Source organism: Microbacterium alcoholitolerans (genome assembly GCF_050408615.1).
Lineage (GTDB): Bacteria > Actinomycetota > Actinomycetes > Actinomycetales > Microbacteriaceae > Microbacterium.
On record NZ_JBNTKD010000001.1, the window covers coordinates 183,804 to 207,111 of the forward strand.

Sequence of the window (23,308 nt, forward strand, 5' to 3'; positions counted from 1 at the left end):
TGACATGTCGGATGGCGCGATCGTCTGCGAGGGTCTCGTGCGGATCTTCACAGCGCAGGGTGTCGAGGTGCAGGCGCTTCAGGGCCTGGATCTGCGGATGGCCGCCGGGGAGATCGTCGCTCTGGTGGGCGCGTCCGGGTCGGGCAAGAGCACGCTGCTGGGCATCCTCGCCGGGCTCGATCGTCCCAGCGCCGGTTCTGCGCACGTCGCCGGACACGACCTGGTCGCCATGAAAGGCGCGGAGCGCCTCGAATACCGCCGGCGCAGCGTCGGATTCGTCTGGCAGCAGTCCGCACGCAATCTGCTGCCGTACCTGTCCGCGCGCGAGAACATCGCGATGGTCCACGATGTCGCGCGCGTCGTGCCGCGCTCCGAGCGCGCAGCAACCGGCGCCGATCTGCTTGAGCTGCTGGGCGCCGCGGACGTTGCGGACAAGCGTCCGTCGGAGATGTCCGGCGGGCAGCGTCAGCGCGTGGCCATCGCGGTCGCGCTGGCGAACGGACCTCGGGCTCTGCTCGCGGACGAGCCGACGGGCGAGCTGGACGAGCAGACCAGTGCCGAAGTGCTCGCCGCGATGGAGACGGTCAACCGCGAGCGAGGCGTGACCACGCTGATCGTCACGCATGACGCCGGCGTCACCGAACATGTCGAGCGCACGGTGCGCATCCGGGACGGGCGCACGGCGACAGAGACGCTGCGACGCACTGCCACAGATGACGGCGGACGGGCGATCCGCACGGCCGAGGAGTATGCCGTGCTCGATCGTGCGGGCCGCATGCAGCTTCCGGCGGACTTCGTCTCGGCGCTCGATCTGAGCGAACGCGTGCGGCTGACCCTCGAACCCGATCACGTGCGCGTCGCACCCGGCCGCGAACACAAAGACCGACTGGATGGACCGACGGGGCGCACCAATGCGGATGACACAGGAGACGATGTGACCGATTCGACGGAGAACACGCCGTGAGCGCGGTGATGCGCGCAGAGGCGCTGTCGCGGGTCTTCCCCAGTGCCGGGGGCGACGTCACCGCAGTCCGGGAGGCGGAGCTGTCGATCGAGGCCGGCGAGCTGGTCGTCGTCGCCGGCCGCTCCGGCGCCGGCAAGACCACGCTGCTCACGATGCTCGGCGGTCTGGATCGGCCCACGTCGGGCCGGGTGCTCGTGGACGGAGCGGACCTCGCCGATCCGGCGACCGACGTCGCCGCGCTGCGGGGATCGCGCATCGCATCGATCTTTCAGACCTCCGGGCTGATCTCCGTGCTCTCCGCCGCCGAGAACGTCGAGGTGCCGCTGCGCATCCGCCGCGTCGACCCGGCCGAGCGCGACCGACGGGTCGCCGAGGCTCTGCGCGATGTCGGATTGGAGGATCATGCCCGTCAGCGACCGGGCGAGCTGTCGGGCGGGCAGCAGCAGCGGGTGGGCATCGCGCGTGCGCTGGTGATGGCGCCGGGCATCCTGCTCGCAGACGAGCCGACCGCTCAACTGGACAGCGAGACGGGAGCGCAGATCATGAACCTCATCGTGCGTCTGGTGCACGAGCGCGGCACGCCCGCGATCGTCGCAACCCACGATCAGGCTGTGCTCGAGCGCGCCGATCGCGTGCTCGAGCTGCATGACGGCATGCTTCGCACCCGGGTCGCAGGGTGATGAGCGGTTTCGGGAGGCGGTCCTATTGGGCCGCTGACTCCGCGTGACGATGCAGCATCAGCGCCAGCTCTCGAGGTCTGCTCAGCGCGACGCAATGGCTGCCGACGATCTCGTCAGGCACGATGCCCAGCCGATCGGCGACCACCCGCCGCAGGAACCGGGCCGGGAAGAACCGATCCTCGGTGCAGATGATGAACGTCGTCGGCACGGACGGCCACTCGGCAAGCGGCCACGGCTGGCTGTACGCGGCCTCCGACTCGCCGCGATCGGCGGTCCTCCGAAGCGCCTCCTCAGCGAGAGGCCGCGGAACATCGTGGAAGAACCCGACGAACGGGTCTTGAGCGCCGGTGAGGCCGCCGTCGAGCTCGGACTGCACGCCCACAGCCTCGCCGTATCCGGTGTTCGCCCACCACTCCGCCGCGGTCTCGCCGGGCGCAGGCACCATCGCCGCGAGCATCACGAGAGCCTTGGCCCGCGTGCGCGCGGCGACGAGCGGGGCGGTGAAGCCGCCGTAAGAGTGACCGACGACCACCGGCTCCGTACGATCGCCGAGTGCTGAGACGACGGCATCCGCGTAGTCGTCGAGGGTGGCCTTCGGATCATCCGCCGGCAGGTCGGGCGCGACGGTGTCGTGGCCGAGTGCGCGCAGCTCTCGCTCGACGAGGTGCCATGACCATGCGACGTCACCGCCGCCGTGGATGAGCGCGAAAGTCGCCACCGCTGACCTCTCTGGACGAGCGCGCGCATCGCGCGTCGAGTCCGTGCCCAGCGTACGCCGACCGGTCAGGCGAACACCACGATCCCGTAGATCGCGAACAGCATCAGGTGCGCGGCACCGTGCAGTGCGCTCACCCGGCGACCCGCGAACGTCGCGAAGGTCAGCAACAGAGTCACCGCCAGCAGCGTGAGTGCCGCAGCGCTCTCCCCGAGGACGATCGGCTGGCCGGTCAGCATCCCGATCACGAGCACGGCAGGAATCGTCAGCCCGACCGTCGAGACCAGCGCGCCGTGGCAGAGGTTGCTGACCCGCTGGAGCTCGCCGGTGTACGCCGCGCGGATCGTCGTGATCGTCTCGGGAAGGAAGACGATCATCGCGATGAGGATGCCGGAGAGCGCCACGGGGGCTCCCGCGCGGTCGAGCGCATCGTCGAGGAGCGCCGCCATGTCGTGCGAGAGCAGCACGATCGGGGTCACCGTCGCCACCAGCAGAGTGGTGCGTGCGATCAGCTCGCCACGGTGCTCCACCAGCACCAGGCGGATGTCGACACGCGCTGCGGCGGCACCGCCTGCGACGGGGGAGACCTCTTGGAAATCCTCCCGCTGCGCGCCCATCTGCCTGATCAGGAAGAAGGCGTACAGCAGCAAGGTGAGGATCGCGATCGGAATCGCCTGCCCCGGCGTGTACTCGCCGTCGACGCCGATAAGCGCAGGGAACGCGAACGCCGTGGCAAGCAGCACGACCAGCAGGGCCAGGTACGTGAAGACGCCGGTGCGGTTGGCGCGCAGCGCACCGTGTCGCAGACCGCCGACGATCAGCGCGACGCCGATCACGAGGTTCAGGATGATCATCGACACCGCCATCACGGAGTCGCGCGCGATCGTCGGATGCTCGCCTGGGCCCAGCAGCACCGCGGATATGAGGATCACCTCGATCAGCACGATCGACAGTGTCAGCACGAGCGTGCCGTAGGGGTCGCCGAGTCGGCGGGCGAGGTGCTCGGCCTCTGTGACGACGCCGAAGGCGCTCACCGTGATGACCACGACGATCGCGGCCAGCACCAGCCAGAGGACCGGGGTCGCCAGCGGTGCGGCCAGCAGCGGGCGCAGCAGGACGAGCGCGAGGAAGGATCCCCAGCCGAGCGCGAGCCGGAAGATCGACGCGGGGGTGAAGGTGTCGCGAAGGAGTGCGGACGCGGGCATGAGGCACCGGTTCTGCGGGGTCGTCCCTGCGCAATACGTCGCCCCCGGGTCGTCCCGCGGGTCGCTTTCGCCTCGATCCTATCAACGCCCGGAACCGCGTCTCCTCGCCCACGGAACATCCTGTGCGTGTTCCGCGTTCCAGCAGATGTGGACATCCTTCCCAGCATCGTGATCGGGGCCGGCCAGGCCGGCCTCTCAGCGTCGTACCACCTGCAGCGCCTCGGCATCGATCACGTCGTGCTGGATGCCGACGAGCGACCCGGCGGAGCCTGGCAGCACCGCTGGGACGCGCTGACGATGAAAGACGTGCACCGCGTCGCGGAGCTGCCCGCCGACGAGCCTCCGCAGCACTCGACTGCACGTGCCAACGAGGTGATCCCGGCCTACTTCAGCGAGTACGAGCGGCGTCACGCTCTCCCGGTGATGCGTCCGGTGAGTGTGCGCACCGTGACCGACGACGACGGCATCCTCATCATCGACGCCGATACCCGCGACGGCGATCGGCAGTGGCGCGCCCGCACGATCGTGAACGCCACGGGAACCTGGAGCAAGCCGTTCCTGCCGCACTATCCCGGCATGGAGACCTTCCTCGGCGAACAGCTGCACACCGTCGACTACCCGGGCCCGGAGCACTTCCGCGGAAAGCGAGTGCTGATCGTCGGCGGCGGCGCCTCAGCGGTGCAGTTCCTCGGCGCGCTCGCACCGCTCACCGACACCATCTGGGTCACCCGTCACCCGCCGATCTGGCGGACCGACGAGTTCACTCCCGAGGCGGGCGCGGCAGCGGTCGCGCTCGTCGAGCAGCGCGTCGCGCAGGGACTGCCGCCGCGGAGCGTGGTCAGCGTCACCGGGCTGATGCTGCGCCCGCAGGAGCGCGAGGCCGAGCGGCTCGGCGCCTACGATGCACGCCGGCCGATGTTCTCCTCGATCGAACCGGACGGGGTCCGCTGGGGCGACGGCAGCTTCGAGAACGTCGACGTCATCCTCTGGGCGACCGGATTCCGCCCCGCCATCACGCACCTCGCGCCGCTGAAGCTGCGCAGTCCGCACGGCGGCATCCAGCTCGACCGAGGAGGCCGCGGCACGACTGCCGTCGCCGACCCGCGCATCCAGCTGGTCGGCTACGGACCGTCGGCCAGCACGATCGGCGCCAACCGCGCCGGCCGCACGGCAGCGAACGGCGTGCGGCGATACTTGGCGACGCAGCACGGCCCGGATGCCCTCGCAGCGGCATCCGACATCGCACTATCCCGCTGATACGGGCATCCATCCGCGACCGGTACCCTCGACCCATGCGTCACCGCGTCACCCGAGTCGCGGCGACGGCGCTTCTGGCCGCCGCCGTCCTGCTCGGGTGCGCTCCCGCGGGAACGACCTCGACTCCCGCCCCCGGTTCGACCGCGACGTCGCGCGTCACAGCCACGCCCACGCCCACCACCACGACGGATCCCGTAGAGGCGGCCGTCACCGCGATGAGCACAGCCGAGCGGGCGGCCAGCGTCGTGATGGGGCACATCCCGAGTACCGACCCGGCTGCGGTGCGGGCGTACATGGCATCCGGTCTCGGCGGCTTCATCCTGATGGGAGCGAACGTCGCGGGCGACGCGCAGCAGCTTCGCGCGCTGAGCGCGGCGCTGACGATCGACCGCGCGCTGCCGCCGCTGATCGCCATCGATCAGGAGGGCGGCGTGGTCTCTCGGATGCCCTGGGACGATCTGCCCGCAGGGCGCGCCCTGCAGCAGGCGGACGCCGCGCAGACGCGTGAGGCCTTCGCCCAGCGGGCGAAGCTGGTCGCCGAAGGCGGCGCGAACGTGAACTTCGGAATCGTCGCCGACGTCCCCGCCGATGCGGGATCGTTCATCTCCTCCCGCGCTCTCGGCGCCGATCCGGATGCCGCCGCGGCGCGCGTCGCCGCGGCGGTCGAGGGCGAGAGCGGCGTCGTGCTGTCGACGCTGAAGCACTTCCCGGGTCACGGCGCGGCGCCGGGCGATTCGCATCACAGCATCCCGACGACTCCGATGACACTCGACGCGTGGCGTGCCGCGGACGCGAAGCCGTTCGTCGCCGGCATCGACGCGGGCGCGGAGCTGCTCATGTTCGGCCACCTGGCCTTCACCGCAGTCGATGCGGCACCGGCGTCGCTGTCGACGAGGTGGCACGCCATCGTGCGCGACGAGCTCGGCTTCGACGGCGTGATGATCACCGACGACCTCGGAATGCTGACCTCGTCAGGTGTCGCGGCGTACCGCGACCCGGTGAAGAACGCGGTGGACGCGCTGATCGCCGGCAATGACATGGTGTTGATGGTGGCGGGATCCACCCCCGAGACGGCGTCGGCGACGGTCAGCGGAATCGTCGCCGCCGTCGACGAGGGGCGCCTGTCGCCGGCGCGGCTTCAGGATGCCGCCGAGCACGTCATGGCGCTGCGGATGCAGCTCGCCGGTGCGTGAGCCGGCATCCGGCGGCTCAGTAGTCGACGCGGCGCCCGAACCTGCGCGGACCGCGGGCCGGCCGTGAGCACGTGGCCGCATCACGAAGCCGCACCAGCTCGTGCGGCTGCACGCCCGCGGCGGTCGCGAAGGCGTCCAGCGAGGCGAAACCGCCCTGCTCGGTGCGCTGCTTCACGAGCTTGCGGGCCTTGCGCGCGGTGATCCCCGGCAGGCCGGCGAGGGCGTCGGCATCCGCCGTGTTCACATCGATCGGCTCTGCGGAAGAGGGCTGGTCGCGCTGCCCGCTCGAGGCGAAGAACCCGGCGCTGGACGCGCCGGCGCGCCGGGCGAGCTGCTCCGCCTCGGTCGGCTCGGGCGCCGGTCTCTGAGCCCGCCCGGCACGCTGATCCCTGGCCGGCTCGGTTCTGGTCGGCGAGGCCTTGCGTGCCTCCGACTTGGCTGCCTGGCTCCTCGACCTGGACTTGGCGCGGCGTGAGGCGCGGGTGCCGGTCGCTGCGGCCGTCGATCGAGACGAGGTCATGGCGGGCCGCGCGGCATCGCCGCTGCGCCGGGCCCACATCGCGCGCAGCCACCCCGGGTTGGCCATCAGCGCCATCAGCATCCCCGCGATGTACAGCAGCGCGGCGATCAGCGACTGCCATTGACCCCAGATCGGCAGGGCCACCACGATGGCCAGCGCACCGAGCACGACGCCGACGACCGTCCAGCGCATCATCCGTCCGATGATGCCGACGATGAGGAATCCCAGCCAGGCGAAGATCGAGCCGGGGATGAAGGCCGAGATCATCCAGGTGCTCATCAGCAGCATCCACCCGACGGTGGGCTGGTCGGCGCGTGCAGTGCTCATCAGCGCTGCTCCCGCACGCTGAGCACCATCGTGACGCTGTCGTCCTGCTCGCGCGACTCGGAGAGCAGCTCGAATCCGGCATCGTCGGCGCGGGCGCGGATGCGCGCCGCGACCTCCTGCTGCACGCGGCGCGCATACGCGGCATCCATCCGCTCGATCAGCGCCGTCGCGTCCGCGACATCCGCGTCTCGTCCATCGGAGCCTGCGACGTGCGCCGTCCAGATGCCCTCCTCGTCACGGGTCATCCGCAGCGCCAGGTCGCCGACAACTGCTGTGAGCTCACCAGCTACCGTCTGCACGCTCGCGGCGCCGAGATCGCGCAGTGCGGATGCCAGCAGATCCGCGTCCCTCATGCGCGTCTGCACCTGCAGCGGGGTCGCACCTCCGCGGGGACGCTGAGCGGCATCCGTCTGACCGGCCTCGGTCTGCGACTGCACGCCGGCGACGCCGATGCCGCCGACGATCCCGGCGACGGCGAGGGCTGCGGGGACGAGGATCAGGGAGACGCTCACGCGACACGCTCCTGGGGTCGGTCGGCGCGCACGCCGAGATCGTGGAAAAGTGCGGAGAGGGCAGCATCGGATGCCCAGCCGTTGACGCTCACGAGCCCATCGGCGCCGATGCGCACCTCGAGCGTGTCCGGCCGGCCGCTGTCGTCGATGCGCCGCACCTCGTCCGCGTAGCGCGGCGAGAGTGCTCGGATGCCCTGATTCGCGGATCCGATCCACGGACGACGGGTGTCGGGGTGCTCGCGCAGGTAGGGTCCGTCGCAGAGGAGGTCGGTTGCCCCGAGCAGCGCGGCGATGTCATCGCGTCGGGTCGCCCAGCGGGTGAGGTCGCGAAGGGAGTGCCCGCTGAAGGCCATCACCGAAAGGCCTGCTGCACGGAATGCCTGCGCGACCGGGGCCAGGGCCGCGGCCTGCTCGAACGGCTCGCCGCCGAGCAGGGTCAGCCCCGTCGCGCCTGCGGCTCGTGCGGCCGCCAGCCACTGCGCGCCGATCTCTACGGGGTCGGCCAGCGCGCCGCCGCGGGGCGCCCACAGCTGCGGATTGAAGCAGTCGGGGCAGTGCACACGGCATCCCTGCACCCACACCGCGGCGCGGAGCCCGGGACCCTCGGCTTCGGTCGCTGGCAGGAATCGTGCCCAGCGCAGCGGCTCGCCGGAGTATGCCGGCTCGGCGGCGCCGAGCAGAGTCTGCACGGCGACGCCCGCTGATTCGGCGTGCACGATCATCCCGCGCGGTCCTCGTCCAGCACGGTGTCCTGCGCTTGGGCGGCCACGCCGGCGTGCTCCGGCGTGTACGAGGACGACGTCGTGGTCGCATCGAGAAGATCCTCGAGCGCGGTGATGTAGCTCAGGCACTCATCACCGGTCATCCCGATCGTCTCGGCGGCCACCGACCCGTCGGGGCGCAGGTTCACGATCAGCTGCTTCGTCATCGCGACTCCTCTCGTCAGTGATCCACGGCGCTGGTCAGTAGTCCACGGTGCGGCCGCCGCGGCGCGCGGACAGCGCCCCGGTGGACTCGCTGGTGCCGGATTCGACGGCATCCAGATCCTCGGTGCCCGTCGCGCGGACGGCGCGCTCGGCCGCCCACTCACGGATGCGGCGCACCTCTTCGGCCTGAGTGACGGCGAGCGGGATGGTGGAGTCTACGACCTGGTCGAGCATCGCCCGGTCGACCGGCCGATCGGCGCTGTATCCCTCGAACAGCGCCGAGACGACAGCCTGCTCGATCTCCGCACCGGAGTGGTTCTCGCTGCGCTGCACGAGCTCGTCGATGACCGCCTCGTCGTCCGCCAGGGCAGACAGGCCGTTGGCCTCGGAGGCGTGCGCGCTCAGCTGCAGGCGCCAGATCACCTCGCGCTCGGCGGCGGTGGGCAGATCGACGAAGAAGATCTCGTCGAAGCGCCCCTTGCGCAGGAACTCCGGCGGGAGCGCATCGATGTTGTTCGCCGTGGCGACGACGAAGACGGCGCGCTGCTTCTCCTGCATCCAGGTCAGGAACGTGCCGAATACGCGTGCCGAGGTGCCCGAGTCTCCGCCGCCGGTGGTGTTCGAGAAGCCCTTCTCGATCTCGTCGACCCACAGGATGCACGGCGCGACGGCCTCGGCCGTGGCGATGGCGTTGCGCAGGTTCTGCTCGCTGGAGCCGACGAGTCCCGAGAACACCCGCCCGATGTCCAGGCGCAGCAGCGGCAGGCCCCACGATGCGGCGGTCGCCTTGGCGGTGAGGGACTTTCCGCAGCCGGGGACGCCGGTGATCAGCACGCCCTTCGGATCGGGAAGTCCGTATTGCTTCGCCCCGGCCATCCACGAGCCGTTGCGGCGCGAGAGCCAGCGCTTCATGTTGTTGAGGCCGCCGACATCGTCGAGGTCGATGTCGGAGTCCATGAACTCCAGCAGCCCGGACTTGCGGACGATCTGCGCCTTCTCGTCGAGGATCACCGGCACGTCCCCCTGGCCGAGGGTGCCGTCGTTCACCATGGCGCGCGCGAACGCGTTCTCGGCCTCGGCCATCGACAGTCCGAGCGCGGCGTGCACCAGCTGCTCGCGCACGGCGTCGTCCGCGTCGATGCGGATGCGTCCCGCGCCCCGCGCGTTGCGCTCGATCATCGTGTCGAGCAGCTCGCGCACCTCGGCAGGCGTCGGGAGGGGGAACTCCAGCAGGTGGGTGAGCTCGTTCAGCTCGGGCGGGATCGAGCGCACCGGCGAGATCAGCACGAGCACGCGGGAGGCGTCGCCGTGCCGGAACTCGAGCGCCGTCTCGCGCGCTGTGCGCACGACCAGTGGCTCGCCCTGGCGGTGTTCGGTGCCGAAGTAGGCGTGCAGGTCGCAGAAGATGAACACGCCGGCATCCGGCAGGCCGGCGATGTGCGAGAGCGCGCGCGCCGGATTGGTGGTGTTCGCGACGCTCTTGCCTGCCGGATCGATCAGACCGAGTGCGCTCGTCCAGGTCCACACCGGACGGGGATGACGCTGTGCGGCGGCGGCCTGCGACACCGCTTCGATGGCGCGCACCTCCTCGCCGGTCTCCAGGTACAGCAGCGGCAGACGGGCCTTGAAGGCTTCATCGAGCGTCTCAGCGAAGGTCATGCGATCTCTCTCATTCGTCCACGGCGACAGACCATTCGCCACCGCTCGATTCGATCATGAACAGCACAGTGCCGGGCACCGGCCAGGATGCACGTGTCGTGAAGTCGTCCACATCGTTGACCGTCGGCGTGCCCCGGTACTCGAACTCGGGGGAGTAGACGGTGACCCGAAGGAACCCGGACCCGGTGTGCGTGAAGCGGGCGCTGAGCGCGTCGCCGCGATACGACAGCAGCGCGTCGTCGGAGCCCGTCGCGGCTCCATCGACGACGGCGGTCGCGTCCACCGGCTCCACCAGCACCTCCCAGTCGTCGTCGATCGCAGAGAACCACAGCCGACCGTCCGTGAGCGCAGGCGTCGCGTACACCACGTCGTCGCTGTCCCACAGTGCCGACAGCGAGGCCGGGAAGTCGCCGTCCGCATCGAGGGACGCCGCGTCGGCGGTGTGGAAGACGTTGATGTAGTCGTTGCCGACGTGGTCGGCGTCGTCGTGGGATGCCGGGCGGCGCATCATCAGCGGCTCTGCGTCCGCCTCGAACGGGATCCAGCCGCCATCGCGGCCTCCGGAGACGACGCCGTCGACGAGCTCGAGCGCCACCGGATCGTCCTCCAGGTACGGATAGACGCGCTCGCCCGCGACTCCACCACCGCCGGAGCCACCGCCGACGACGATGATCCTGTCGCCCTCCAGCATGATGCGCGGCACGATGAAGAAGGCGAGCACCATGATGGCGGCCGCACCGATCGTCCACATGACGCGCGAGAACCCGCGGATGCGCCGCAGCGCCGGATCACTCATCCGCGACCTCACCGGTTGTCGGATTCGGCGTCGCGTCCGGCGCCGGCGTCGCGTCGGGCGTCGAATCCGCCGTCGGTTCGGGTGCCGGCTCGAAGAACTCGATCGACCAGCTCGAATCACCGGCGGAGTCCATCGTGAAGACCGCGGCGCGGGTGTCGCCCCAGGCGATGCTCTTCGACTCGTCCTCGAACCTCAGGTAGCTGTCCTCGATGCCGTTCTCGGTGATGATGTCTACGGCGACGCGTCCACTCACCCGCACGCGCGCTGTGGTGGCGGGGCCGGTGTACACGAAGGTCTGCGGTGCGGTGCCCGAGACCGTGCCGGAGCGCTCCTCGAGACCGGCCGGCCTGACGCGCACCGACCATGGGTCCGCGGTGCGCACCCTCAGCCACAGGGTCGTCTCCGATGCGGACGGGATCAGATAGTGCCCCACATCGCTGTAGCTGTCGAACGACACGGCGGCCTCACTGTCACCGGCCGCGCCTTCGGTGAGGAAGACGTCCGAGATCTCGGAGTCCTCGAGCAGCGTGAGCATGAGCGGCTGCCCCGGGGTGAGGCCGCTCAGCGGGATGTACTGCTGACCGCGGCCGCTCCACGTGTCGCCGTCTGAGGTGGCGGCCGTCGCTTCGGGGTTCTCCCACGGGTCGTAGAAATCCTCCGACGTGGTGACACCGCCCGAGGTGGAGATCTGCCCGACGGCGTCTGATGCCAGCGCCGACCAGCCGATGGCGGTCGTCAGCAGGAGGCCGCACACGGTGACCGCAGCGTTGAAGCCCCGCATGCGCGTGCGCGCACGCACGCTCACGTCTTCCACACGACTCACTCCGCCATCCCTCCGCGTCAACCCTAGCTGGCAGGTGGGACGGTGCCCGGCCCACCGAGCCAGGCCTGCAGCAGCGCGGCACGCAGAGCGTTGCCGCGTTCTGCGAACGCGCGCTGGCGGCGCACGTACTCCGCTTTGCCCTCGGTCGTCTCGATGGCGACGGGGCGCACATCCCACGCCGAGAGGTCGTACGGCGCGGCCTGCATGTCGAGCATTCGGATGTCGCGAGCCAGCTCGAATGCGTCCAGCAGCAGCTCACCGGGGGCCAGAGGTCCTAGCTTGACGGCCCACTTGTACACGTCCATGCCGGCATGCAGGCACCCGGGCTGCTCGAGGTCAGGCTGGGAGTCGCGCGTCAGCGGCAGGCGATTGCGCGGCGCGGCGTCGTCGGTGAAGAAGCGGAACGCGTCGAAGTGCGTGCAGCGCAGTTCGTTCGTCTCGACGACGGCATCCGTTCCCGCGGTGCCGAGTCGCAGCGGAATCGGATGCCGATGCTCCGCGGTGCGGTAGACCATCGCCCACTCGTGCAGGCCGAAGCAGCCGAACTGCGCGGGCCTGGACGCGGTTCGCCGCAGCATCCGCTCGATGAGGTCGGCGAGCTGCGGCTTCTCCGTGCGGAATGCCGCGGGGTCCGGGAAGACATCGCCGGGTTCGGCTGCGGGGGAGTACCAGCGCCACTCGGCACGCTCCGGGGCATCCTTCAGAGTGATCCCGGCGCCCGGGTGCCAGCGCCGCAGCTGCGCGGGCTTGTACGAGTAGTACGTGAACAGGAAGTCGTGCACGGGGTGCTTCTCGCCGTGCTTCGCGCGCTCGCGATGGGCGGCGGTGAGGGCATCCGCTCGCTCGGCGTGCGCGGCTGCGCGCACCGACCATTCCTCGCGCTCCAGGCGCGCGGTGGAGGTGAGCGCACGGGCGGTCATGACGGTGTGCTGAGGATGCCGACTTCGCTGAGCCGCTCATGCAGGCCCGCGCCGTCCTCGGCGCTCACCCACGGCACATCGCTCGATTCGTGCTCGGCCGTGGCGCGACCACCGGCGAGCACCGCCTCGGCCGGCAGCAGGCGGCGGATCGCGACGCCGGCGACCGACGAGGGGTGCTCCCGCTGGAACTCGGAGTAGATCGCCTCGTCGTGCTGGCCGTCATCGCCGATGAGCAGCCACCGCACGTCGGGGAACTCGGCGGCGATCCTGCGCAGGTTCCTCGCCTTGTGCTCGCGTCCGCTGCGGAACCAGCGGTCGTGCGTGGGACCCCAGTCGGTGAGCAGCATGGCGCCGTCCGGGAAGAGATGGCGACCGAGGAATCGACGCAGCGTCGGGGCCACGTTCCACGCCCCCGTCGAGAGGTAGATCACCGGAGCGCCGGGGTTGTCGCGACGCAGCTGCTCGAGCAGCACGGCCATGCCCGGCACAGGGGTGCGGGCGTGCTCGTTGACGACGAACGAGTTCCAGGCGGCGATGAACGGCCGCGGCAGCGCCGTGACCATGACCGTGTCGTCGACGTCGCTGATGACGCCGAAGCGCACGTCCTCCGCGACGACGAAGACGGTGGCCTCGACCGGCTCCTGACCCTCCACCGACATGGTGAAGCTCTGCCAGCCCGGTGCGAGCTGGGCCTCGATGACGGTGTCGATCACGCCGCCGCGGTCGGCCACCACATCGTGGGAGCGGCCGCCGATGTCGACGCGCACCGACGCGAAGCTGACGGGAATGCTCGCGAACGACCGCCACCCGCGCACACCGGCGCTCTCATCGCGGGGACGCTTCGGCTGCGGCGGGACGATGAGCACCCGGCCGACGACGCGCACCCAGCCGGTCCCTCCGTAGCCTGGAAACGGAACCGCGGTCGCCGAACGACCACGTCGGCGGGCACGGCGTTCGCGTGCGACATGGATGCGGTGTTCGAGGCGGGCGAACCAGTGGATCTTGGCCGCTGAGGCAGGAGACATCGCCTCCAGTCTTTCACGGATGGCTCCGAGCCCAACGCGTCCGGTGCGTCACGCTTCGGGATCGCTCGCGTCCTCGGCGGCGCTTCCGCGAGCAGAATCCTGCCTCATGTGCCGGTCCTCGATGCGGGCGAGCACCTTCTTGCCGACGACGATCGCCACCAGCAGCGCCACGATGATCCCCACGAAGATGTAACCGGCGTTGTGCACGCGGTCAGCGAGCTCTTCGTAGTTGCCCGCGGCGGTGGCGGCGACGCCGACGTAGATGGAGGTCCAGAGCACACAGGCGGGAAGCGTCCACGCGATGAAGCGACGGTAGGCGTAGCCGCTCATGCCGACCGTCAGCGGCACCAGCGAGTGGAGCACCGGCAGGAAGCGCGACAGGAAGATGGCCACACCGCCGCGCCGCAGCAGATAGCGCTCAGCCCGGACCCAGTGCTCTTCTCCGATCCGCCTGCCCAGCCAGGAGCTGCGGATGTGCGGCCCGACCCAGCGCCCCAGCCAGAAGCCGACCGATTCGCCGATCAGCGCGCCGACCACGACCGCGACGCCGAGGATGATGCCCTCCGTCCATGACGCCACGCCGATCGAGGCCACCAGCACGACGGTGTCTCCGGGCACGATCAACCCGATCAGGACGCTCGTCTCGAGCATGACCGCGACGCCAGCGAGCACGGTGCGCAGCACCGGATCCACGGACTGCACCATCTCGATGGCCCAGAGCACGAAGTCATCCACCCCATGAGCGTAAAGCGTCCACGAGGGTCATACGCTGTGAACGTGCCTGCACCGCTCCCGCTGACGACGCTGACCGTGCGCGAGGCCGCCTCGGACGGCGACATCGCGCCGGATGATCTATTCCTGCAGCTGTTCGCAGGTGAGCAGGCGGCCTTCTGGCTGGATGCCGGAGCGGACGCCGTGGCGGGATGGAGCATCCTCGGCGCCGGCGAGATCGAGACGGATCCGTCGCGCGTGCGGGCCGTGGTGCTCGCGGGCGACGCAGATGCCCCGGCGCAGGGCGCGGGTGCTTCAGCCGACCCGCACGTGCCGTTCGATGGCGGCTGGGTCGGCTGGCTTCCCTATGAAGCAGGAGCCGGCGCCTGTGGTGCGCCGATCGCGGCATCCGATCATGCACCGAGCTGGATCGCGGTCACCCGCGCGGTCGCCGTGGATCACGCGAACGGACGGATCGTCGCACTCGCAGGACGGGACGAGATCGAGGCGTGGGGCGCCGTCGTGCGCGATGCGCTCGGCTCGGGCATCCGATCGACGGAACCGGATGCCATCGCCCCGACCACCGCTCGTGCGCGTCACGGCGTCGCGGAGTACATCGCTCTCGTCGAGGAATGCCGCGCGGCGATCGAGCGCGGCGATGCGTACCAGCTGTGCCTCACGACCCGGTTCACCGTGGCGCGGCCCGTCGAGCCGCTCGCCGTCTACCGCAGGCTGCGCATGGCGACGCCCGCACACCACGGCGGGTACCTCCGAATCGGCGAGCGGCATCTGCTCAGCGCGAGTCCCGAGCAGTTCATCACAGTCCGCAGCGGCTCCGTCTCGACCAGTCCGATCAAGGGCACCAGACCGCGCGGGACGACGCCGGAAAAGGACGCGCGCCTCGCCGCCGAACTGCAGACGGATGCCAAGGAGCGCGCCGAGAATGTGATGATCGTCGACCTCATGCGCAACGATCTCTCGCACATCGGCGTGCCGGGCAGCGTGCGCGTGGAGCGGCTCTGGCAGGTCGAGACGTACCCGGCTGTGCACCAGCTGGTCAGCACCGTGAGCGCGCGCCTGCGCGATGGAATCACCTTCGGTGATCTGTGCGACGCCGCGTTCCCGGCCGGGAGCATGACGGGGGCGCCGAAGCTGTCCGCGATGACGATCCTGCATCGGCTCGAACAGGGCGCGCGCGGGGTGTACTCGGGGTGCTTCGGGCACGTCGGGCTCGACGGGCGAGTGGACCTCGCGATGGTGATCCGCTCGATCGTCGTCTCCGACGACGAGGCCGTGGTGGGAGCGGGAGGCGGGATCACCTGGCTGTCGAAGGCGCCGGCTGAGGCCGCCGAGGTGTCGACGAAGGCGCGTGCGCCGCTGGCGGCGCTCGGAGCCCGCCTTCCGGACGAATGGGCGGCGCTGATCCGCTGATCGCGGAGCGGCATGCGAGCTGACCGCGAGACAGTATCCGAGCTGACCGCGAGGCGGGGCAATGCGGCAAGTCGCGATAACCTGGAAGAGCCCGATCTCCGGGCTGTCCCGCACCGTCAGATTGGTCGTTCCTTGTCCGAGCATTCGTCCGAATCACACGCCGAGCCCACTGAGGCGATGTCTGCACACGACATCCAGCGCAAGTGGCAGAAGTACTGGGCCGAGAACGAGACGTTCCTTGCGGGCGGAGCCGACGACAACCGCCCGCGCAAGTACGTGCTGGCGATGTTCCCGTACCCATCGGGCGATCTGCACATGGGGCACGCCGAGAACTACCTGTACAGCGACGTCGTGGCGCGCTTCTGGCGTCACCGCGGACACAACGTGCTGAACCCGATCGGGTGGGACTCGTTCGGTCTGCCGGCCGAGAACGCCGCCATCCGTCGCGGCGCCGACCCGCGCGAGTGGACGTACCAGAACATCGACCAGCAGAAGGCCGCGTTCAAGTCGTACGGGGTCTCGTTCGACTGGTCGCGGGTGCTGCACACCTCCGACCCGGAGTACTACCGCTGGAACCAGTGGCTGTTCCTGAAGATGCACGAGCGGGGGCTGGCCTACCGCAAGAAGAGCCCGGTCAACTGGTGCCCGAACGACCAGACAGTGCTGGCGAACGAGCAGGTCGTCGACGGGCGCTGCGAGCGCTGCGGCGCCGAGGTCGTCAAGAAGAAGCTGACGCAGTGGTACTTCCGCATCACGGACTACGCCGACCGGCTGCTCGATGACCTGAACCAGCTCGAGGGCACCTGGCCGCACAAGGTGCTGCAGATGCAGCGCAACTGGATCGGCCGCTCCGTCGGCGCCGACGTCGACTTCCGCATCGAGGGACGCGACGAACCCGTCACCGTCTTCTCGACCAGGCCGGACACTCTGCACGGCGCGACCTTCTTCGTCGTCGCACCCGACGCCGACCTCGCCGCCGAGCTCGTCGAGGGCGCATCCGATGAGGTGCGTGCGCGCTTCCAGAAGTACCTCGAGCAGGTGCAGCGCACCAGCGAGATCGACCGGCAGTCCACCGATCGCCCGAAGACCGGTGTGTTCCTGGAGCGCTACGCGATCAACCCGGTCAACGGCGAGCGGATGCCGATCTGGGCGGCCGACTACGTCCTGGCCGACTACGGTCACGGTGCTGTGATGGCCGTGCCCGCGCACGATCAGCGCGACCTCGACTTCGCCCGCGCCTTCGACCTGCCGGTGAAGGTCGTCGTCGACGTGACCGCGCCGATCACCGGCACGATCCCGGTGATCGAGACGGATGAGGACGGCGTTCCGGTCGAGACGCTCGATGATCAGCACCCGGCGAAGACGGGCATCGCGCTCACCGGCGAGGGCCGCATGATCAACTCCGGCGAGCTGGACGGACTCTCCAAGCGCAACGCCATCGCCCGGCAGATCGACAAGCTCGAGAAGGACGGTCTCGGCCGCGCCGCGAAGAACTACCGCCTGCGCGACTGGCTGATCTCGCGCCAGCGGTTCTGGGGCACGCCGATCCCGATGCTGCACACCGAGGACGGCGAGGTCGTCCCCGTCGACGAGTCGCAGCTGCCGGTGCGGCTGCCCAGCGTCGAGGGCCTTGATCTGTCGCCCAAGGGAACCTCGCCCCTCGGCGCCGCAGAATCGTGGGTGCGCACCGTCGACACGCGCACCGGCGAGCCGGCGCTGCGCGACCCGGACACGATGGACACCTTCGTCGACAGCTCGTGGTACTACCTGCGCTTCCTGTCGCCGAAGAGCGACACCGTCGCGTTCGATCCGGCAGAGGCGAAGCGCTGGGCGCCGATCGACTCGTACATCGGCGGTGTCGAGCACGCGATCCTGCACCTGCTGTACGCGCGCTTCATCACGAAGGTGCTCTTCGACATGGGCCTGGTGGAGTTCACCGAGCCGTTCTCGAGCCTGATCAACCAGGGCATGGTGATCCTGAACGGCAACAAGATGTCGAAGTCGAAGGGCAACCTGGTGCTGTTCGAGGAGGAGCTCAAGGCGTACGGCGCCGACGCGCTGCGTGTGGGCATGGCGTTCGCGGGCCCCGTGGAGGACGACAAAGACTGGGCGGACGTGTCGATGACCGGCGCGCAGAAGTTCCTCTCACGCGCCATGCGCGTCGCCGCCGACGTCGAGAGCCCCGCCGGCATCGGCTTCGATGGCGGAGACGCGGCGCTGCGCAGGATCACGCACCATCTGCTCGCCGAGGCACCAGGGCTGGTCGAGCACACGAAGTTCAACGTGCTGGTCGCCAGGCTGATGGAACTCGTCAACGCGATCCGCAAGACGATCGACACCGGCAACGGTGCAGCCGATCCTGCCGTGCGCGAGGCGGCCGAGACCGTCGCCGTGATGCTCGACCTGATCGCCCCGCACACCGCGGAGGAGATGTGGGAGATGCTGGGCCACGAGCCCTCGGTCGGCCTGGTCACCTGGGCCGCGGCCGATCCCGCGCTGCTGGTGGACGACACGATCACCTGCGCCGTGCAGGTCGGCGGCAAGGTCCGGGCCACGCTCGAGGTGCCGGCGAAGATCTCTGAGGCCGATCTCGAGGCGCTCGCCCGCGCCGACGAGCGCGTGCAGCGTGCGCTGGACGGCAAGGAGATCGTCCGCGTGATCGTCCGCGCCCCGAAGATCGTGAACTTCGCCGTCAAGGGCTGAAACCGCTTCTTCACATCGCGGCCCCTTCGGCGAGTTATCCACATTCGCCGAAGGGGCCGTGGTGCGCGTGCGCCTGCGCGCCTAGCGTGGCGGGGTGCCACCATCCGACCCAGAGCAGGAAGCCCCGACGCGTCCTCGCCTGAGGATGGGCATCGGCGTCGCGGTGACGCTGGGATTGGTCGTCCTGTCGGCCGCCGTGGGGTGGGGGATCCTGCGCGGGCAGGCGGGTCCGATCGACAGCATCCCGTTCGATGCGGGCGGGTCGTCGTCTGACGGTGCGATGCGTTCGGATGCCGACGCGAACGTCTCCGGCGGCGACGGGCTCTACGTGCACGTGCTGGGCGAGGTGGCCAGCCCCGGTCTGTACATCCTCGAACCGGATGCCCGTCTCGTCGACGCACTGGCGGCGGCCGGCGGCACGCTCGAGACCGCAGACCTGCAGGCGGTCAATCTGGCGCGCCCGCTCAGCGACGGTGAGCAGATCCTCGTTCCCGAGGCGGGTGCGCAGCCGCCTGCCGCAGGTGCCGGCGGCACCGGCGGCACGGGGACCACAGTCGACGGCAGGATCGATCTGAACTCCGCGGATCAGGCCGCGCTGGAGACGCTGCCGCGGATCGGACCCGCCCTCGCGCAGCGCATTCTCGAGTGGCGGGACGAGAACGGGCGGTTCCGCTCGGTCGACGACCTGCTGGCGGTGCCGGGCATCGGCGACAAGCTGCTCGCAGGTCTTCGCGAGAAGGTGCGCGTATGAGCGACCTTCGCACGAGTCTGCTGGCCCTGGCGCTGTGGGGCGCCGCGCTGCTGCTCGTCTTCCTCCCCGCACTCGCGGCTCCGGTCAGCATCGCGCTCGGCGCGGTGGCGGTGGTGATCGTGGCGCTGCGGCGCCGCGGCGGGCACGGGCTCATCGTGCTCACGCTGCTGTGCTGCGCGGCCGCGGGATCGACCGTCGCCGCGGCGCAGCCGCAGCGCGACCTGGTCGGCGCAAGCGACGGGCACGTCGTGGAAGCCCTCGCCGAGGTCACCTCGTCGGCATCCATCGGCTCGGACGGCCGGCTCTGGTTCGATGCGCAGACGGTCGACATCGGCCCACCCGGTCGGCAGCAGCGCGTCTCCGCGCCGATCCGCGTCGGCATCGACCCGATAGACGGCGCCGATCTCGGGGCGCAGGTGCGCGTCACCGGCCAGGCGAAGAGGACGGATGCCGGGGAGCGCGCCTCCCTCGTCGTCTTCGGAGAGCGCGCGGAGGTCGCACGCCCCGCATCGGGGGTCTTCGCCGTCGCCGCGACGACCCGCGCGGACTTCATCGACCGCGCCACCCGGCTGCCCGAACCCGGGGCCGGGCTGCTTCCCGGCCTCGCCGTGGGAGACACCAGGGCGGTGTCCGCCGATCTCAACGCGGCGATGCTGGCATCCGGTCTCAGCCATCTGACGGCCGTGTCCGGGGCCAACTGCATGATCGTGGTCGCGGCGGTGTTCTGGCTGGTGTCGCTGGCCGGCGGGGGTCGCGGAATGCGAGTTGTGCTCTCGCTGCTCGCGCTCGGCGCCTTCGTGGTGCTGGTCACACCCGAGCCGAGCGTCGTCCGGGCATCCGTGATGGCCGCGCTCGCGATGCTCACGGTGCTGCTCGGGCGCCCGAGTGCGGGACTGGCGATGCTCTCGCTCGCCGTGTGCGCGCTGCTGATCGTCGACCCATGGCTGGCGGCCACTCCCGGCTTCGCGCTGTCGGCGGCGGCTACGGCGGCCTTGCTGGTGCTCTCGCGTCCGCTGCTGCGCGGCCTCGGCCGATGGATGCCTGCGCCGCTGGCCCTGGCGCTCTCGGTGCCACTGGCCGCCCAGGTGGTGTGCGGGCCGATCGTCGCGCTGTTCTCGGATCAGCAGTCCATCATCGGTGTCGTCGCGAACCTGCTCGCCGCTCCTGCAGCGCCCATCGCGACGGTGATCGGGCTGCTGGCGTGCCTCTCGGCACCGCTGCCCGTGGTCGCCGACCTGTTCGCGGCTGCGGCATGGCTGCCGGCCGCCTGGATCGAGACGACCGCGACGGTGACCGCCGCGCTGCCCGGCGCGACCATGCCCGTCGTCGCCGGACCGCTCGCGGCCCTCGTCGTCGGCGTGCTGAGCGCCGCGATCGCCATCGTGCTGGTGCAACCCGCTTCGCGGCGCCTGCGATGTGCATCGCAGCTCGTCGTGGTCGTCGCGCTCGGACTCGCCGGCGGGCGGATGCTGCTCATCGGCCCGCTCGCGCCGATGACGGCGCCAGGGGAGTGGACCATCGCCGCATGCGATGTCGGGCAGGGCGATGCCGTGCTCATCAGATCCGGGGAGCGGACGGCATTGATCGACACCGGGCCCGACCCGGCGGCGCTGCAGGAGTGCCTCACGACCACGGCCGTCGGACACATCGACCTGCTCGTGCTGACGCACTTCGATCTCGATCACGTCGGCGGCGCCTCCGCCGTGCTCGGGCGCGTGGGCACCGTGCTGCACGGTCCGCCGGCCGAGGCACAGGACGAGCGGGTGCTGCAGCAGCTGGCATCCGGGGGAGCGCGCCTCGTCGAGGGCGCAGTGGGCGTGCACGGGACCCTGGGCGAGACTGACTGGCGCGTGCTGTGGCCCGAACGGGATTCGGCCGCGTTCCCGGAGGGCAACGGCGCGAGCGTCGTGCTCGAGGTCGGCGGCGGGGGAGTGCCGCGGATGCTGATGCTCGGCGACCTCTCGGCCGCGCCGCAGCGTCGACTGCTCGCCGGCGGCCGGATCGCCGGCGGCTACGGCGTCGTCAAGGTCTCGCACCACGGCAGCCATGATCAGGAGCCATCGCTGTATGCGCAGGTGCGGGCGCCGGTCGCGTTGATCGGCGTCGGCGAGGACAACGACTACGGGCATCCGACCGCCGAGACCCTGCGGCTTCTCGAGACGAACGGCGCTCGGGTGCTGCGCACCGACAGGCACGGATTGATACTGCTCGGCGAGCGGAACGACCGCATCGCCATCTGGACCGAGGAGGACGAAGGATGACAACGACCGAGAAGATGCTGTGCGTGGCAGCCGTCGCTGTGACCGCCCTGGTGCTGAGCGGATGCACGCCCGTGCAGACCCTCGACACTCCGGAGCTGCGGGCGGGCGCGCTGCAGGAGGAGCTGACGCAGGTGGCGGACGCTGTGGCGTCGTTCGATGCGTCCGCGATCGAGGAGCTGCAGTGCGAAGAGCCTCGATACATCGAGCTGCCGCGCGAGGACCAGCTCGACGAGGCCGTCTCGCTGCCGCTCTCGATCGAGATGGGCGAGGCCGAGCCGCTGGATCTGTCGGATTCGCAGTACACGGATCCGGATCCGGCGGCGGAGTTCCACCTCGCCTCGATTCGCCAGGCGAGCAGAGGCGGCGCGGGGGCGCGGGTGTCGCTGCCCGATGTCATCGTGCGGGTGGATGACCGTCGTGCATGCGTGTGGGCCATCGGGCCGCGGTTCGCGCTGCTGCTCGGGCTGTGAGCGGGCGCCGTCGGTGGCCGCCGGTAGGCTGGATGCCATGCCTGCCGCCCGTACATCCGCACGAGGTTCCGGTGCGCGCGCAAGCGCGGTGAAGGGCGCGAAGATCGCACAGGTGTCCTGGCGGGAGCCGCGTCCTGCCCCGATCGTGCTCGTCTCGGGTCCAGAGGAGGTGCTCGCCGAGCGCGCCATCGCCGGCGTGCGCGAGTACCTTCGAGCCGAGGACCCCGGGCTCGAGGTCAGCGACATCCGGGCCGATGACTACGAAGCCGGCACGCTGTTCGCGGTGACCTCGCCCTCGCTGTTCGGCGAGGCGCGTCTGGTGCGCGTCTCCGGCGTCGAGAAGTGCTCCGACGCCTTCCTGCAGGAGGCGCTGAAGTACATCGAGAACCCTCAGGAGGGCGCGACGGTCGTGCTGCGGCACAGCAGCGGCATGCGCGGCAAGAAGCTGCTGGACGGCATCCGTGCCGGCACCGGCGGCGGCATCGAGATCGCGTGCGCCGCCGTCAAGCGCGACAGTGACCGCGTCGACTTCGCGGCGGGGGAGTTCAAGGCCGCCCGCAAGCGCATCCAGCCGTCGGCGCTGCGCTCGCTCGTCTCGGCGTTCGCCGACGATCTCACCGAGCTCGCCGCGGCCTGTCAGCAGCTGATCGGCGATGTGGCCGGGGACATCACCGACGACGTCGTCGCCAAGTACTACGGCGGGCGCGTCGAGGTCTCGGCCTTCGTCGTCGCCGACACCGCGATCGCCGGGCGCTACGGCGAGGCCCTCGTGGCGCTGCGGCACGCACTGGCATCCGGAGCCGACCCGGTGCCGATGGTCGCCGCCTTCGCCATGAAGCTGCGCACCATGGCACGCGTCGCGGGCAACCGGGAGCCGAGCCGTCAGCTCGCGCAGCGACTGGGGATGAAGGACTGGCAGGTCGATCGGGCCCGCCGCGACCTCGCGGGCTGGAACGAGCGCTCCCTCAGCATGGCGATCCAGGCGACCGCCCGCGCCGACGCGGAGGTGAAGGGCGCCGCCCGCGACCCGATCTTCGCCCTCGAGAGGATGGTGACCGTCATCGCCACCCGCGAGCCCTTCGCCCCGTCCCGCTGACCCGCGCACGGCCCGCGACGCCCGCAAACGCAGAAGGCCCGCCCCGAGAACGGGACGGGCCTGACAACTGCGACTCAGAGAGCGGCGACCTGCTTGGCGATGGCCGACTTGCGGTTGTTCGCCTGGTTCTTGTGCACGACGCCCTTGCTGACGGCCTTGTCGAGCTTGACGGACGCGACCTTGAGGGCGGCCTCAGCGGCCTCCTTGTCGCCGGCGACGACGGCCTCGCGGGTCTTGCGGACGACGGTCTTCAGCTCGCTCTTGACGGCGCGGTTGCGCTCCTGAGCCTTCAGGTTGGTCTTGTTGCGCTTGATCTGCGACTTGATGTTTGCCACGTGTGGACGCTTTCTGTCTGGATGGAGT

The 23,308-nt window shown here is 70.3% G+C and carries 23 protein-coding genes; 10 read left to right on the forward strand and 13 right to left on the reverse strand.

What is annotated here, in order from left to right; genetic code table 11:
• The first annotated feature begins 4 nt into the window (after window positions 1-4).
• Both ACQUSX_RS00900 and ACQUSX_RS00905 read left to right on the forward strand, forming a co-directional pair.
• Complete coding sequence (locus tag ACQUSX_RS00900) at window positions 5-964, forward strand: ABC transporter ATP-binding protein (protein WP_428905098.1); 960 nt, start codon at window positions 5-7, stop codon at window positions 962-964.
• Complete coding sequence (locus tag ACQUSX_RS00905) at window positions 961-1,644, forward strand: ABC transporter ATP-binding protein (RefSeq protein WP_428905099.1); 684 nt, start codon at window positions 961-963, stop codon at window positions 1,642-1,644. The genes ACQUSX_RS00900 and ACQUSX_RS00905 overlap by 4 nt, the downstream gene beginning before the upstream one ends.
• 22 nt (window positions 1,645-1,666) lie before the next feature.
• On the opposite strand, the gene ACQUSX_RS00910 is transcribed toward ACQUSX_RS00905, so the two are convergent.
• Together ACQUSX_RS00910 and ACQUSX_RS00915 are read right to left on the reverse strand one after the other, a co-directional pair.
• On the reverse strand, window positions 1,667-2,362 hold the full coding sequence (locus ACQUSX_RS00910; RefSeq protein WP_428905100.1) for an alpha/beta fold hydrolase: 696 nt from the start codon (window positions 2,360-2,362) through the stop codon (window positions 1,667-1,669).
• A gap of 65 nt (window positions 2,363-2,427) precedes the next feature.
• Window positions 2,428-3,564, reverse strand: a complete 1,137-nt coding sequence (locus ACQUSX_RS00915; protein ID WP_428905101.1) for a calcium:cation antiporter — start codon at window positions 3,562-3,564, stop codon at window positions 2,428-2,430.
• Window positions 3,565-3,711: 147 nt separating this feature from the next.
• Here ACQUSX_RS00915 and ACQUSX_RS00920 point away from each other — a divergent pair, with 147 nt between their 5' ends.
• The gene (locus tag ACQUSX_RS00920; protein ID WP_428907564.1) at window positions 3,712-4,821 is read left to right on the forward strand and encodes an NAD(P)-binding domain-containing protein; all 1,110 of its coding nucleotides are present in this window, start codon (window positions 3,712-3,714) and stop codon (window positions 4,819-4,821) included.
• Between the two features lie 35 nt (window positions 4,822-4,856).
• Window positions 4,857-6,014: a glycoside hydrolase family 3 N-terminal domain-containing protein gene (locus tag ACQUSX_RS00925; RefSeq protein ID WP_428905102.1), complete on the forward strand. Its 1,158-nt coding sequence runs from the start codon at window positions 4,857-4,859 to the stop codon at window positions 6,012-6,014.
• 16 nt (window positions 6,015-6,030) lie between these two features.
• Here ACQUSX_RS00925 and ACQUSX_RS00930 read toward each other — a convergent pair whose 3' ends face one another.
• From ACQUSX_RS00930 to ACQUSX_RS00975, 10 genes are read right to left on the reverse strand one after another with little or no spacing between them, the layout of a single operon-like run.
• On the reverse strand, window positions 6,031-6,861 hold the full coding sequence (locus ACQUSX_RS00930; protein ID WP_428905103.1) for a ComEA family DNA-binding protein: 831 nt from the start codon (window positions 6,859-6,861) through the stop codon (window positions 6,031-6,033).
• Complete coding sequence (locus tag ACQUSX_RS00935) at window positions 6,861-7,373, reverse strand: hypothetical protein (RefSeq protein ID WP_428905104.1); 513 nt, start codon at window positions 7,371-7,373, stop codon at window positions 6,861-6,863. Before ACQUSX_RS00935 ends, ACQUSX_RS00930 begins: the two co-directional genes overlap by 1 nt.
• On the reverse strand, window positions 7,370-8,095 hold the full coding sequence (locus ACQUSX_RS00940) for a 4Fe-4S single cluster domain-containing protein (protein ID WP_428905105.1): 726 nt from the start codon (window positions 8,093-8,095) through the stop codon (window positions 7,370-7,372). The genes ACQUSX_RS00935 and ACQUSX_RS00940 overlap by 4 nt, the downstream gene beginning before the upstream one ends.
• A complete protein-coding gene (locus ACQUSX_RS00945; RefSeq protein WP_428905106.1) occupies window positions 8,092-8,301 on the reverse strand; it encodes a DUF2997 domain-containing protein in 210 nt (69 codons plus the stop codon). The genes ACQUSX_RS00940 and ACQUSX_RS00945 overlap by 4 nt, the downstream gene beginning before the upstream one ends.
• 34 nt (window positions 8,302-8,335) lie before the next feature.
• Window positions 8,336-9,958 carry an AAA family ATPase gene (locus ACQUSX_RS00950; RefSeq protein ID WP_428905107.1) on the reverse strand — a complete coding sequence of 541 codons (1,623 nt, stop codon included), beginning with the start codon at window positions 9,956-9,958 and terminating at the stop codon, window positions 8,336-8,338.
• A 10-nt stretch (window positions 9,959-9,968) separates the two neighbouring features.
• Window positions 9,969-10,754, reverse strand: a complete 786-nt coding sequence (locus ACQUSX_RS00955; protein ID WP_428905108.1) for a hypothetical protein — start codon at window positions 10,752-10,754, stop codon at window positions 9,969-9,971.
• Entirely contained in the window at window positions 10,747-11,577 is an 831-nt protein-coding gene (locus tag ACQUSX_RS00960) for a hypothetical protein (protein WP_428905109.1), read from the reverse strand. The genes ACQUSX_RS00955 and ACQUSX_RS00960 overlap by 8 nt, the downstream gene beginning before the upstream one ends.
• A gap of 23 nt (window positions 11,578-11,600) precedes the next feature.
• A complete protein-coding gene (locus ACQUSX_RS00965; protein ID WP_428905110.1) occupies window positions 11,601-12,497 on the reverse strand; it encodes a 3-methyladenine DNA glycosylase in 897 nt (298 codons plus the stop codon).
• On the reverse strand, window positions 12,494-13,522 hold the full coding sequence (locus ACQUSX_RS00970) for an App1 family protein phosphatidate phosphatase (protein ID WP_428905111.1): 1,029 nt from the start codon (window positions 13,520-13,522) through the stop codon (window positions 12,494-12,496). Before ACQUSX_RS00970 ends, ACQUSX_RS00965 begins: the two co-directional genes overlap by 4 nt.
• A 48-nt stretch (window positions 13,523-13,570) precedes the next feature.
• Window positions 13,571-14,257: a DedA family protein gene (locus tag ACQUSX_RS00975; protein ID WP_428905112.1), complete on the reverse strand. Its 687-nt coding sequence runs from the start codon at window positions 14,255-14,257 to the stop codon at window positions 13,571-13,573.
• A 42-nt stretch (window positions 14,258-14,299) separates the two neighbouring features.
• Here ACQUSX_RS00975 and pabB point away from each other — a divergent pair, with 42 nt between their 5' ends.
• From pabB to holA, 6 genes are all read left to right on the forward strand, one after another.
• On the forward strand, window positions 14,300-15,664 hold the full coding sequence (gene pabB / locus ACQUSX_RS00980; protein ID WP_428905113.1) for an aminodeoxychorismate synthase component I: 1,365 nt from the start codon (window positions 14,300-14,302) through the stop codon (window positions 15,662-15,664).
• Between the two features lie 177 nt (window positions 15,665-15,841).
• Window positions 15,842-18,367 carry a leucine--tRNA ligase gene (gene leuS / locus ACQUSX_RS00985; RefSeq protein WP_428905114.1) on the forward strand — a complete coding sequence of 842 codons (2,526 nt, stop codon included), beginning with the start codon at window positions 15,842-15,844 and terminating at the stop codon, window positions 18,365-18,367.
• 94 nt (window positions 18,368-18,461) lie between these two features.
• Window positions 18,462-19,118, forward strand: coding sequence for a ComEA family DNA-binding protein (locus ACQUSX_RS00990; RefSeq protein WP_428905115.1), 657 nt, complete (start codon window positions 18,462-18,464; stop codon window positions 19,116-19,118).
• Entirely contained in the window at window positions 19,115-21,379 is a 2,265-nt protein-coding gene (locus tag ACQUSX_RS00995) for a ComEC/Rec2 family competence protein (RefSeq protein WP_428905116.1), read from the forward strand. Before ACQUSX_RS00990 ends, ACQUSX_RS00995 begins: the two co-directional genes overlap by 4 nt.
• Window positions 21,376-21,849: a hypothetical protein gene (locus ACQUSX_RS01000; RefSeq protein ID WP_428905117.1), complete on the forward strand. Its 474-nt coding sequence runs from the start codon at window positions 21,376-21,378 to the stop codon at window positions 21,847-21,849. The genes ACQUSX_RS00995 and ACQUSX_RS01000 overlap by 4 nt, the downstream gene beginning before the upstream one ends.
• Before the next feature lie 37 nt (window positions 21,850-21,886).
• Window positions 21,887-22,945, forward strand: coding sequence for a DNA polymerase III subunit delta (gene holA / locus ACQUSX_RS01005; RefSeq protein ID WP_428905118.1), 1,059 nt, complete (start codon window positions 21,887-21,889; stop codon window positions 22,943-22,945).
• A gap of 74 nt (window positions 22,946-23,019) precedes the next feature.
• Here holA and rpsT read toward each other — a convergent pair whose 3' ends face one another.
• On the reverse strand, window positions 23,020-23,280 hold the full coding sequence (gene rpsT / locus ACQUSX_RS01010; protein WP_428905119.1) for a 30S ribosomal protein S20: 261 nt from the start codon (window positions 23,278-23,280) through the stop codon (window positions 23,020-23,022).
• Window positions 23,281-23,308: the final 28 nt, after the last annotated feature.

What these genes read in the sequence shown, in the direction of transcription:
- ACQUSX_RS00900 (WP_428905098.1), top strand. Translation starts at nt 5, where the DNA reads ATGTCGGATGGCGCGATCGTCTGCGAGGGTCTCGTGCGGATCTTCACA.
- ACQUSX_RS00915 (WP_428905101.1), bottom strand. Translation starts at nt 3,564, where the DNA reads ATGCCCGCGTCCGCACTCCTTCGCGACACCTTCACCCCCGCGTCGATC.
- ACQUSX_RS00925 (WP_428905102.1), top strand. Translation starts at nt 4,857, where the DNA reads ATGCGTCACCGCGTCACCCGAGTCGCGGCGACGGCGCTTCTGGCCGCC.
- ACQUSX_RS00930 (WP_428905103.1), bottom strand. Translation starts at nt 6,861, where the DNA reads ATGAGCACTGCACGCGCCGACCAGCCCACCGTCGGGTGGATGCTGCTG.
- ACQUSX_RS00940 (WP_428905105.1), bottom strand. Translation starts at nt 8,095, where the DNA reads ATGATCGTGCACGCCGAATCAGCGGGCGTCGCCGTGCAGACTCTGCTC.
- ACQUSX_RS00945 (WP_428905106.1), bottom strand. Translation starts at nt 8,301, where the DNA reads ATGACGAAGCAGCTGATCGTGAACCTGCGCCCCGACGGGTCGGTGGCC.
- ACQUSX_RS00950 (WP_428905107.1), bottom strand. Translation starts at nt 9,958, where the DNA reads ATGACCTTCGCTGAGACGCTCGATGAAGCCTTCAAGGCCCGTCTGCCG.
- ACQUSX_RS00955 (WP_428905108.1), bottom strand. Translation starts at nt 10,754, where the DNA reads ATGAGTGATCCGGCGCTGCGGCGCATCCGCGGGTTCTCGCGCGTCATG.
- ACQUSX_RS00965 (WP_428905110.1), bottom strand. Translation starts at nt 12,497, where the DNA reads ATGACCGCCCGTGCGCTCACCTCCACCGCGCGCCTGGAGCGCGAGGAA.
- ACQUSX_RS00970 (WP_428905111.1), bottom strand. Translation starts at nt 13,522, where the DNA reads ATGTCTCCTGCCTCAGCGGCCAAGATCCACTGGTTCGCCCGCCTCGAA.
- leuS (WP_428905114.1), top strand. Translation starts at nt 15,842, where the DNA reads ATGTCTGCACACGACATCCAGCGCAAGTGGCAGAAGTACTGGGCCGAG.
- ACQUSX_RS00995 (WP_428905116.1), top strand. Translation starts at nt 19,115, where the DNA reads ATGAGCGACCTTCGCACGAGTCTGCTGGCCCTGGCGCTGTGGGGCGCC.
- ACQUSX_RS01000 (WP_428905117.1), top strand. Translation starts at nt 21,376, where the DNA reads ATGACAACGACCGAGAAGATGCTGTGCGTGGCAGCCGTCGCTGTGACC.
- holA (WP_428905118.1), top strand. Translation starts at nt 21,887, where the DNA reads ATGCCTGCCGCCCGTACATCCGCACGAGGTTCCGGTGCGCGCGCAAGC.